Source organism: Parafilimonas sp. (assembly GCF_047606085.1).
In the GTDB taxonomy this organism is placed as follows: Bacteria; Bacteroidota; Bacteroidia; order Chitinophagales; family Chitinophagaceae; genus Parafilimonas.
This window is the reverse complement of the sequence record NZ_JASGEX010000216.1, coordinates 1-11753: the sequence shown is the minus strand read 5'-3', so window position 1 is coordinate 11753 and position 11753 is coordinate 1. Positions and strand designations below refer to the sequence as shown.

Below are 11753 nucleotides of genomic sequence, written 5' to 3'. Positions count from 1 at the left end.
TGTACATATTAAGCACATACGTGTTGGTGGTTACCGATCCGGATACGGGAACGGCAAAATCTGCCACATTCTCTGTATTATCAACAGCGCCAAACAAAGTGTTCCTTGCGTAATAAGCATTATCAGAATGCATTTCTTCCAATACCCAGGCATAGTTGTTTGTAATAGAGCGAAGGGGTACATAGGTGGCATTAACGGCCTGCTCAAAATCTGATTCTGTTTTGAAGAAAGTGGTTGAGCTGAGCGAGGTTTCAGGCACTTCGTCCAGAAATTTACTACAGCCAGTAAGCCCTGTTATAACACTTGTAATTAACAGCAAAAGAGTTTTATTTTTCATCTTATAAAAATTAATTGTGATAGTATTGTTTGCAAAGCGCATTAGAAGTTTAAATTAACGCCTAATGTATAGGTACGGGGCACAGGGTAGTTAGACAGGTCTAATCCCTGGCTAAGGTTATCACTTGAATAGCTGGTTTCCGGGTTAGCGCCGCCCCAGTATTTGGAAAACACATACACCTGCTGGCAGGAGGCATACACCCTTGCTGATTTAATAGCTTTGCTTTTAATACCGGCCGTATAACCTATGGTAATGTTCTTAATGGTAAAGAAGGAAGCGTTAGCTACAAACTGGCTGTTTGGCCAATCCCTTTCCACGCCTGTAACAGTGCCGCCGCCCACCGTAGTGCCAAAGAAACCATCGCCGGGATTTTCTTCGGAGCGCCAGCGGTATTTTACCCTTTCCACCATATTAAATACGCCGTCGAGGTTTGCCAGGCTATACAGGTGGCGCATATATAGCTGGTTGCCATAAGAACCGGATGCCACAACAGAAAAATCAAAATTGCGGTAGTTGATCGTATTGGTTATGCCATAAATAAATTTGGGAAAGGGGGAGCCGATGATGGTGCGGTCGTCATCATCGCCGCCGTAGGTAATTTCCCCATCCCCGTTCACATCTTTCAGCTTTATGCTTCCTACCGTGGAACGGCCGGCGATAACGGGGGATTTTTCCAGGTCATCTTCATTCATATAATGCCCTAACTTTTGCAACCCATAAAACACGCCAAACGGATGCCCTACTTCCGTTATATTGAATGAGCCATACACGCGGTTTATACCATCAGCCAGTGCCAGCACTTTATTCCTGTTGAAAGAAATATTGGCGCTGGTGGTCCACTGGAATTTACCAACTGTATTCCGGGTAGTAACAGAAAACTCATGTCCCCAGAATTTAAGCTCGCCAATATTATCATAATAACTGCTAAATCCTGATTCCTGTGGCACCTGTACGCTGTACAGCAGATTGGTTGTATGCTTTAAATAATAGTCATAGGTAAATTGGATCCTGTCGTTGAAAAAGCCAAGATCAATGCCCGCATCATACGCTTTTGTAGTTTCCCAGCCCAGGTTGCTGTTGGCTAAAGATGTAATAGCGGCGCCGGTGGCCACGTTATCATTAAAAACGGCGTTTGCCGTGTTATCAACCAGTGCATACGACGTGTAATTACCAATATTATTATTACCAATTACACCATAGCTTGTACGCACCTTGGCAAAAGAAATTTTGGGAAGCCTGCTAAAGAAACTTTCATCAGACAGCACCCATCCTAAAGAAAATGAAGGGAATGTGCCCCATCGGTTATCTGCGCCAAACCGGGAAGAGCCATCGCTGCGCAGGGCTGCGGTAAACAGGTATTTGTTTTTAAAATTATACGTTAACCGGGAAAGATAGGAAGTAAGCGTCCATTCATTAGCCGTGTTATAAGTGCCGCTTCTGCTTATATTAACAGCGCTCTGTATCGTATTTATCCGGTCGTCTGTATAGGTGTCTGCCTGCACCACAGTAGCTTCCTGCCTGTATTTTTGGTTAGTAAACCCGGCAAGCAATTCAAAATTATGGTTGCCAAAACTTTTGGTGTAGGTGGCTAAATTCTCATTCAGCCAGGTAACTTCATCCTGGTTGCTTCTTTTGGATACGGCGGTTGTGGGAATTGATACATTGATGGCATACGTTGCTGTTGACGGGTTAAAGAAGAAATATTTGGTATTGATGTACTGCACATTCATGCTTGATTTCAATACCAACCCTCTGATAGGTTCGTACTGCACATAGGCATTGCTGATCATGTTAACATACTTGGTTTCATCCGTAATTTCTCTGGCTGCCCTTACCCAGTTGGGATAGGCATAAATGTTACCGGTGCTTGCATCTAACTGGTTATATTCGGTGAGCTTGCCTGTGCTGTCGTATATAGGCATGATGGGCCAGGTGTGCAGGGCATCAAAAAGCAACCCTGTGCCACGGTCTCCGTCTGTCTGGGGCTGGTTATCATAAATATAAGAAGGAGCGAGGCCGAACCCAACCTTTACTTTTGGGGACAGGTTATAATCCATATTCATCCTTAATGAATATCTGGTGTACTTGGTCTGTATCACCACGCCCTGCTGGCCGAGCACGCCTGCTACAATTGCCGTGCTCATTTTATCATTCCTGCTGGCAATGGTAAGATTAAAGCTTTCAAGCGGCGCTTTTTGAAGCATGGCGCCATACCAGTCGTTGTTTTTTCCCTTGTATATGGATGGGTCCTGAAATATTTCCGGCACATCTGCCCCCTCATCTTCATAATATTCCTTTTTAAATTCTGCAAACTCTTCTGCATTCATCATTTTTATACGGCCATGTTCCGGCACTGCCTGCGTGCCCACGTAAGCATTAATGCCAACAGTAGTTTGCCCACCTTTTGCCTGCTTTGTTGTAATTAACACCACCCCGTTAGCAGCGCGGGAACCATACAGGGAAGTGGAGGCGGCATCTTTTAAAATGGAAATGCTTTCTATTTCATCGGGGTTAATAGAGCCGATATTACCTACAATGGGAAAACCATCTACAACATACAGCGGATCACTGCCTGCAGAAACAGATAACTGCCCCCGTATTCTTACAGACATGCCTTTGCCGGGCTGGCCTGTATTCTGATTGATCTGTACCCCGGCCAGCTTTCCCTGAAGCTTTTGTGTGAATTGCGAAACAGGAATATCCTGCAGCTTGTTCATATCAACTGTTTGAACCGCCCCGGTTACATCTTTTTTTCGCTGCGTGCCATAGCCCACTACTATCACCTGGTCTAACTGATTATTACCAGGCTTCAATTGCAGGCGAATGAAATCCTGGCTGCCCACAAATACGGTTTGGGTTTCGTAGCCAACCGAACTGACTACCAGGGAATCTTCTCCTTTTACATGTAAATTAAAATTCCCGTGAATATCGCTCAGGGCGCCTTTGCCACTGCCCTTTATATTTATAGAAGCGTTTGGCACCGGCTGGTTAGTGGCAGCATCTGTAACCTGCCCGTTAATTATTCTTTGTTGCTGTGCGCTGCATGGCATTGTTGGTATTGATACCATTAAAACAACAGCCGCAAATAATGTAAAGCGAAGCAATGGTTTGAAATAAAAAAAGTTCATAATAGCAATCATGATTTAGTATTTAATGAATATTTGAGAATTGGCTTTAACAGCAATACCATAAACGCCCGTTCTTAACAAACAGAAATACGCTAAGTACTAATAAAGGCATTTGCAGATGGACAAAACAACCCTACACCTATAAGAGAGATAACTTAGTTTTTATTCTCTTGCAATTCGTCTGAACGAAACTATAGATTGTTCAAAGCACAACCATCCTGTACTGTACTGATTTAAAAATGCCTTTAATATTGCAGATAAACTTTGAGGAACAAGCTGTGGTTTAAAATAAAGCCTGGGCAAGCCGGTATATTATCTTGTAAATACAAGTTCAGCGGCTCTCTGCCTTTAACTTATTATACAATAGCCGGAGAGACCGGAGCTTTTTCTGAAACGCCGGATCTTTGGCAAGATTGACAGTTTCATGCGGATCATTTTTTGTATCAAAAAGCTCTTCATAGCCATGTTCAATATAGATCATGTATTTAAAATCTTTTGTTACTACGCCCTCTACTTCAGGTAATTTCTTTCCGCCGAGGTAATAATACTGATAAAAAAACGCTTCCCTTTCCCGCGTTTTATTTTCTAACTGGCTTATGAGGTTTATGCCCTGCATTCCTGAAGGCGCCGGCGCGCCCGCCATAGCAAGAATGGTGGGCGCAATATCTATGTTTAAGGCAATTTTTTCAGAACGCGTTTGCCTTATCTTATCTTCCCAAAAAGGGCTGTAGATAAAAAGAGGTACCCGAACAGATTCTTCATAACCATACCATTTTCCCTCCATGCCATGTTCCCCCAGGAAAAAACCATTGTCGCCCATGTATATTATGATGGTGTTGCTGTCAATGCCAAGCGCTTTCAGTTTCTTTACGGTGTTGCCTACCACATCGTCCACCCCGGTTATAAGGCGATAGTAGTTTTTTACATTTTCCTGGTATAATCCGGGCGTTCCAAAAAGGCCCTTCCACCTGGCCCTGGCAAAGTTGGAATCCGTTCTGAAAAAAGGCGGGAATTGTTCCCAGTATTTGGGATTTGCTGTAACAGGTTCCGGTATAGTAACATCATTATAATAATCTTTATACTTATCCTGCACAATATACCTTGGAGGATTGCCGTCCAGCTCATGCGGGGCTTTAAAGCTTACAGACAAACAAAAAGGCGCATCATTTTTTCCATACTTATCTAAAAAAAGCTGTATGGCATGATCAATGGTATCATTATCATGTATCAGGTTGCCTTGTGCATCCGGAACCAGGTAATCAGGCTGCCCTTTATTCCCGGCTTCAGTATTAACATAAAAATTAAAAAGCTGTGCAGGAAAATCATTTCCTTTTCCCACGCCAAACTTTCCAATGAAAGCGGTGTTGTAACCTGCTTTCTTTAATAAGGCGGGATATGTTTCTGATAAAGCCTGTGCGCTGAAACTTGTGGCAAAATCATTAATCTGGTGCCGGGATTCATATTGCCCGCTAAGGATGCTTGCCCGGCTTACGCAACAAATAGAAGTGGTAACATAAGCGTTTTGAAACAAGACGCCCGCTGCCGCCAGTTTATCAAGATTGGGCGTTTTAATAATTGGATTGCCCATAACGCCCAATGCATCCCATCGCTGGTCATCGGTAAGTAAAAAAATAATGTTGGGATGTTTTTGATTTTCTTTTATAACCTGGCCAAACGCACGGCATTCAAAAAAGAAAAGGTTTCCCATTATAAACAAGGCAGAAAGAACAGGTATAATTGACATCTTATTTTTCATGTATAAATAAGTTTTTTATTTTAGAATAATAAGGAAAGCCATTGCAGGCATAAAAAAGTTTGCCGGAGATATGGATAGACCAGGGCAAACGCATTAAAATAGACGCAAAATACTATGGATTAAAAATCCATAGGTTGAAATCCAGTTGACTGAAAGTCATTGGAATTTGCTGTCAACAGCATTGAAAACCCTAAACCAAAAGTTTATAAAACTATTCCAGAATAAAATTCCGATTGTTATTGGAACCTTCTTTATGATGATTCAGGTATTCCTGAATCATTTCATCTGTTATGTTTCCGGTACTCCATGCCCCATACCCTATCCCCCATAAATGACCTCCCCAATAACGTTTTTTAAGTTCACCATATTCGACCAAAAGCAACTTCGCACTACGACCTTTTAACCGCTTTACTAATTCACTTATACTTAGCTTTGGCGGATAGCTCAAATGAAGGTGAATGTGGTCTTTGATTACTACACCTTTCAATATTTGCATATCCAACGTATCACATGTCTGGCGTATTAAATCACGGCATCTCACCTGAATATCACCTCCTAAAAACTTCATAACGATACTTTGTACTCCATACTATATGAACATGCAACTGATGGACACTATGGCTACTCTTGCGTACATTATGCATCCACAAATTCAGGTAGATTTGTAGAAGCTAAAGCTATGCCCTAAAGGGCATAGCTTGAACTAACGTATTGAGACCAGTCAGGATATGCACAATGGGCTATTTGCAAAGAAAATACGGCAAAAATTATCCGGAGCGGGTAAATAAAAGAAATAATTTTGATTATTGGCTTTACCATGTTCAGGTTTTTTTCTGATGGAACAGAACAGAAAAGGCCTGCAGATAACCCACAGGATACGGCATCCGTGGCACAGGATGTAGCTGGCGAAGATATTAATACAGGCAATGATATCGCCGATAATCATACAAACAGCGATTCTGTTGATTTTATCCTGCATAAAAAGAAACAGGAGGAACAACAGGATGTATCCTCACAACCGGAACCAACTGCTGAAAGTAAAAAACCGGCAACAAAAAAGCCAACCCCAAAAACCGATCAGGCCGTTGCTGACAAAATATCCGGGAAACCTGCCCAAAAAATTAAACAGGACAGTTCAAACAACACATCTGTAAAGCCCGTTCCCATACCGCCACAGCCCGGCGATGGAGAAGAAGATGATGTGGCTGATATTTCCCCCGGGCAACCCATAGTGCTGCGTGGGCATGGGCTGCCTGTAATGCTTGTGCTGCAGGAAAACATCAATAAGCAAACAGCCAGCGAAGGCCAGCATGTAAGCTTTAAGGTGGTGGAACCTGCCATGTTGAAAGGCAATGTTATCATCCCTCCTGGGTCTGTGATTAATGGAACGATCAAAGGATTAGGATCCAGAAGAATGAGCATTATTTTCAATATGGTACATGCAAAGGGCAGGCAAATGCGCCTCGACCGGTCAGAAGCCGGTGCCAGTATGGAAAATGTTTTTTCCGGAAATACGTTCAGGGTGAATCTGCGCGGGGTGTTAAATCCCTGAGAAGCTGTTTGATTTTTTTTCGCACAGAGAACACAGAGCTAACAGAGGCTGTATACTCTGTTGACTCCTTTGCTCTGTGCGAAAAATCGCTAAAACCCTATAAAGGATTAAATTTTTAAACAGCTTCTGAACGATTAATTTTTGGGGGGTAAATAGGAGGCGGGCTTCGGTTATGCTGCCCCTTTTTTTAATTATACGTACCTTGAAACTTTGTGTTGAGAAAATGCCCGATTATAGTAAATTCGATATGAAAACTTCTTTTGCATTGGTTCAATAACATTTATATCAGGCAAAGCCGGCTGCAAATAATAAGCGTAAAAGGATTTAAATATTATGTACAAAATGGGCAGGTTTTTGAAAAAGATAATTATTCAACTTATGAATTTGCGATGGCAGACGCTGTTTTATGTAGGCAATCAATGGCAAGGCTCAAAGATTACAATGAAATTATAAGAATTGTAAGCAGGTTATAAACAACAGGTGTGTAAACGATGGACTGCTAAACCCGGATAAAATTTTGTTGGCCCATGATATTTAATTGATCTCCCACACTTCTTTTCCTCTCAGGAGCTTATCCAGGTCGCCCTTACCTTTTGCAGCAATGGTTTCTTCCACCTGCAGGTTTAATATATCTTCATAGCAGGCGCGTTCTGTTTCGTAAAATACGCCAAACGGGCGGGGCAGGTGATTTTCAAGCCGCGGGTCATCAAACATGCGGATCAATATTTGCGCTTTGTAAAAATCAAATTCATCATGCACCCATACCTCGTCAACCGAAGCATCCACGCCTATCTCTACAACAACCGGTTTAAACCCATCCAGTTTAATGCCCTTATTTTTTGTTGGGCCAAATAATAAAGGCTTACCCTGTTCCAGGAACAGGGTTTCATTTGCCTTGGATGATTTTTCAGTGAATATTTCAAAAGCGCCGTCATTAAAAATGTTGCAGTTCTGGTAAATTTCCAGGAAGGATGAGCCTGTATGTTTATGAGAGCGGGTAAGCATTTCCTGTAAATGTTTTGGGTCGCGGTCCATGCTGCGTGCAATAAAGGTAGCATCGGCGCCCATGGCCAACGCCAGGGGGTTGAACGGGTGGTCAATGCTGCCAAGCGGTGTGCTCTTGGTTATTTTATGTTCTTCTGATGTGGGCGAATATTGCCCTTTTGTTAACCCGTAAATCTGGTTGTTGAACAGCAGGATATTTACATCAAAATTCCTGCGCAGCAAATGAATGGTGTGGTTGCCGCCAATGCTTAAGCTGTCGCCATCGCCGGTAACTATCCAAACGCTTAGCTCCGGCCTTGCAGCTTTTAAACCGCTGGCAACAGCCGTGGCGCGGCCATGAATGGAATGCATCCCGTATGTATTCATGTAATAAGGAAAACGGCTGCTGCAGCCAATACCGCTTATGATAACTATATTCTCTTTAGGCACACCAATCGCCGGCATTACTTTTTGCACCTGCGCCAAAATAGAATAATCGCCACACCCGGGGCACCAGCGCACTTCCTGGTCGGTGGCAAAGTCTTTTGCCGTTAAAACAGGTAATCCATTCGCAACAACGCTCATATCTTTAAATTTCGGGCGCAAAGGTAGTTAAATTCAAGCTATCAGCTATGGGCGAGTAGGCAGGGCGCATGAAAGCGTTAGTATTTTTGAGTATTAAAGGATAATAAAATATCGAGCAGGTAGTCATTGTCTCTGTTTGCCATTTTCCGCTTTCGTATCATGCTTATTTTTTTGGCGCCGGAGGCTTCATCCGGTTTGTATGCTGCTGCCCACGCTACGGTTGTTGGTAACAAGACAAACAAAGATGAAAAGTTTCGGTTGGTGCAGACACCAACCGATAGGGAAATTTATGTTGTAAAAGAATACCAATTGAAGTATCAATAGAAAGGTAAAAGCTGACTAAGCTAGCTTGATTAGTTACAATCCAATTCAGTTAACTCCAAACGAATGCCTGAACTCCAACGGCGATAAATTGGTTTTGCTTTTAAATAATTTGCTGAACGATTGCGAGTGCACAAAGCCTAATTCGTAGGCAATTTCACTCACCGATAAATCAGATGTTGATAATTTTTCTTTGGCTTTTTCAATCAGCTTTTCATGAATGTAATGCTTTGTGTTTTGACCGGTTAATGCTTTTAATAAACTGCTTAAATATTTCGGAGAAACATTCAGCGACTGCCCAATGTACTGAACGGTTGGCAATCCTTTCGTAATTAAATCACCGCTGTTGAAATAAGCTGTAAGCAACTCTTCCAGGCGGTTTAAAATTTTATGATTCGTTTTCTTGCGTGTGATGAACTGCCGGTTATAAAACCGCTCTGAATAATTGAGCAGCGTTTCTATTTGCGAGATGATAATGTTCTGGCTGAACTTATCAATATTTGCATGATATTCCTGTTGTATGTTTTCAACAATGCCCAGCATTGTTTCTTCTTCTTTCTTTGATAAAAACAACGCTTCATGAATGGAGTAATCAAAAAATTCGTATTGCTTAATATTTTTTGCCAGCGAAGTATTCCAGAAAAAATCAGGATGTATCAGCAGCATCCATCCCGATTTATCAGGAGAATCGCCAGGCTTTCTTTCGATTTTATATACCTGCCCCGGCGAAAAAAAAAACATAATACCTTCATCAAAATCATATTCCTGCTGACCGTATTTAATTTTGCCGTTCATGTTTCTTTTCAACGAAATCATATAAAAATCCATTATCCAGCTTTTATCAAAATCATCCGGCGAAAGTTCTGCTTCAGCATAATCTATCACACTTATTAATGGGTGTTGAGGCTCCGTTAATCTTCTTGTGCGATGAAACTCGCTGATGGTTTTTATGCGTTGAATATTTTTCATTTTCTAAACAAGAATAAGCTGTTTGAGTTATATATGAATCCCATTTACCACAACATTTCATTTCCATCTTTAAAAAATTTTCCTGTTGCATTGGCATCAGTGTTTGTTGCTGCCTTCACAACGGATGCAGCGCCATCTGCCGGCGTTCTTGCACCTTTAAAATTATTTAATGCCGTAGCTGTGTAACCGGGCGTTACGCTGTTGACTCTAAAATTAGTATTGATGAGTTCATGCGATAACATCAGCGTAAAAGCATTCAACGCACTTTTAGAAGCCCCATAAGCATTATAATTATTATAATTAGGATTGCGCAATGGGCTACTATTCATGGTTAAAGAACCTACTTCGCTCGATACATTTATAATTGTTGGGGCATTTGATTTTTTTAACAGCGGAATGAATTGCTGCGTAGTTTGAATAACGCCAAAGAAATTAGTGTCAAATATTCTGCGCATATTTTCTATATCACTTGTTGAAAAATTCTGTGGTTGTTCGCCGCTGATGCCTGCATTGTTTATTAAAATATCCAGCGCCTCAATCTTTGATTCCAATACTGCTTTTGCATGTTTTACAGATTTAATATTTGATACATCAATTTCCAACGCTTCTATGTTCGTAAGCCCGGCATCTTTTAATTTATTTGCTGCTTCAATTCCTTTTGCTTTATCGCGGCTGCCCATAAAGATATAATATCCCAGCTCAGCCATTTGTCTGGCTGTTTCAAAACCAATACCCGTATTGGCACCTGTTATTAATACATGTTTCATAGTTGTTTTATTTAATCTTCTTTTTTATATGCTGCTGCAAATTCTTTTGCAAAATCTTTCAGCTTCACTTCGCCTAATACAGGTTTATGCTGATTATAATCTTCATACAAACTGCCGTTGCCCTGGCTTGCCTGCATCTCGATAAAGCCTTTTGCAATTTGCTCATTCATGCCTGCTTTCAGCCAATTGCTCAATAATTGTTCATCGGAAATTACATTCCATTGTAAACCTGGCTGCTCGATTGCTTCACCTAATATCTTTGCAATTTCGTTAGGCGAAACTTCATCGCTTGCCACATAACGAATCATTCTGTGCTCAAAAGGCTTTTCCATTTCATCTGCAATTACAGTTGCAATATCCAAAGAAGAAACCCACGGCTCTTTTGCATTGCCGCCATAATTTGAAACAATGGCATTCTGTGTTTTTATGCTGTGCATAAATGAAAATAAATTGGTATAAAAACCAACCGGGCGAATGAATTTTATGACCACATCATGCGGCAACTGCTTTAAAATATTTTCAACAATATAATGAAAGACAAGAATGCTATTGCCCTGATTTGTATGCGCACCGATACTGCTTAAATGCACCACACGCTTTACGCCCGATGCTTCAACAGCTTGTTTATAATTATTGCCAATCTTATTAATGGTTGCAATAAAATCAATGTTTTTATCAAACATATCGCCGGCAGCATCAAGCGTTTCCATCGGGTAAACAATATCCGCGCCTTTAAAGGTTTCCGTTAAAAAATCCGCATCGAACATGTTACCAATAGCGGCTTTAGCACCTAATGCTTCAATATCTTTTTTTCTTGCATTGTTACTGCTGATAACGGTAACAGCATGCCCTTTTCTTACCAGCATTTCCGTAAGTGGTTTTCCCACATTACTGATAGAGCCTGTTAATACAATATTCATAATTTCTGTTTTGTTGATGCAAAGCTCTGCAGCCATTATAAAACAGATGTAGCCAAAACGCAGGTTGTTGTAGCAAAAAGGAAAATTATTGTTGTGCTGAAATATGGAAGAAGAACAAAGCAAAAACTTTATAGAAGAAATATATCTTAAACTGCTTTAACATTATTTCTTAGACTGCTTCATTTTTCAGCATATTGTCCAGGAAGAATTTTGCATTGTAAAACAAACAGAATTATAATGCAAAAATTACAAAACAAAATAGCTGTTGTTACAGATGGCAGCATCGGTATAGGATTAGCCATAGCCAAATTATACTAAGTTGCTTTAATAATTCCGAAATTAAATTGTAGTAAAGATATCAGCTCATCCAATTGATATTCGAGATTAGAGAAGAACTGCTCAATTGCCGATTGAAACTCCTCAAAATACTGGTA

At 41.0% G+C, this 11753-nt stretch carries 8 protein-coding genes and 2 pseudogenes; 1 reads left to right on the top strand and 9 read right to left on the bottom strand.

Annotation, left to right across the window (positions count from 1 at the left end; translation table 11 throughout):
- From QM629_RS19250 to tnpA, 4 genes and pseudogenes are all read right to left on the bottom strand, one after another.
- Positions 1–337, bottom strand: a pseudogene (locus tag QM629_RS19250) (hypothetical protein); the annotation flags it as partial.
- Between the two features lie 41 nt (positions 338–378).
- Complete coding sequence (locus QM629_RS19245; RefSeq protein ID WP_415161535.1) at positions 379–3465, bottom strand: SusC/RagA family TonB-linked outer membrane protein; 3087 nt, start codon at positions 3463–3465, stop codon at positions 379–381.
- A gap of 331 nt (positions 3466–3796) precedes the next feature.
- The gene (locus QM629_RS19240) at positions 3797–5221 is read right to left on the bottom strand and encodes a sulfatase (RefSeq protein ID WP_415161534.1); all 1425 of its coding nucleotides are present in this window, start codon (positions 5219–5221) and stop codon (positions 3797–3799) included.
- 211 nt (positions 5222–5432) lie between these two features.
- Positions 5433–5865, bottom strand: a pseudogene (tnpA, locus tag QM629_RS19235) (IS200/IS605 family transposase).
- Between the two features lie 155 nt (positions 5866–6020).
- On the opposite strand from tnpA, the gene QM629_RS19230 reads away from it, so the two are divergent.
- Positions 6021–6773 carry a hypothetical protein gene (locus tag QM629_RS19230; protein WP_415161533.1) on the top strand — a complete coding sequence of 251 codons (753 nt, stop codon included), beginning with the start codon at positions 6021–6023 and terminating at the stop codon, positions 6771–6773.
- A gap of 534 nt (positions 6774–7307) precedes the next feature.
- On the opposite strand, the gene QM629_RS19225 is transcribed toward QM629_RS19230, so the two are convergent.
- From QM629_RS19225 to QM629_RS19205, 5 genes are all read right to left on the bottom strand, one after another.
- Positions 7308–8342 (bottom strand): 2-oxoacid:ferredoxin oxidoreductase subunit beta, encoded by a 1035-nt coding sequence (locus QM629_RS19225; RefSeq protein ID WP_415161532.1) that lies wholly within the window; start codon positions 8340–8342, stop codon positions 7308–7310.
- A 77-nt stretch (positions 8343–8419) separates the two neighbouring features.
- Positions 8420–8584 carry a hypothetical protein gene (locus QM629_RS19220; protein ID WP_415161531.1) on the bottom strand — a complete coding sequence of 55 codons (165 nt, stop codon included), beginning with the start codon at positions 8582–8584 and terminating at the stop codon, positions 8420–8422.
- A 127-nt stretch (positions 8585–8711) separates the two neighbouring features.
- The gene (locus tag QM629_RS19215; RefSeq protein WP_415161530.1) at positions 8712–9632 is read right to left on the bottom strand and encodes a helix-turn-helix domain-containing protein; all 921 of its coding nucleotides are present in this window, start codon (positions 9630–9632) and stop codon (positions 8712–8714) included.
- A gap of 44 nt (positions 9633–9676) precedes the next feature.
- A complete protein-coding gene (locus QM629_RS19210; RefSeq protein WP_415161529.1) occupies positions 9677–10399 on the bottom strand; it encodes an SDR family NAD(P)-dependent oxidoreductase in 723 nt (240 codons plus the stop codon).
- A gap of 11 nt (positions 10400–10410) precedes the next feature.
- On the bottom strand, positions 10411–11319 hold the full coding sequence (locus tag QM629_RS19205) for an SDR family oxidoreductase (RefSeq protein ID WP_415161528.1): 909 nt from the start codon (positions 11317–11319) through the stop codon (positions 10411–10413).
- Positions 11320–11753: the final 434 nt, after the last annotated feature.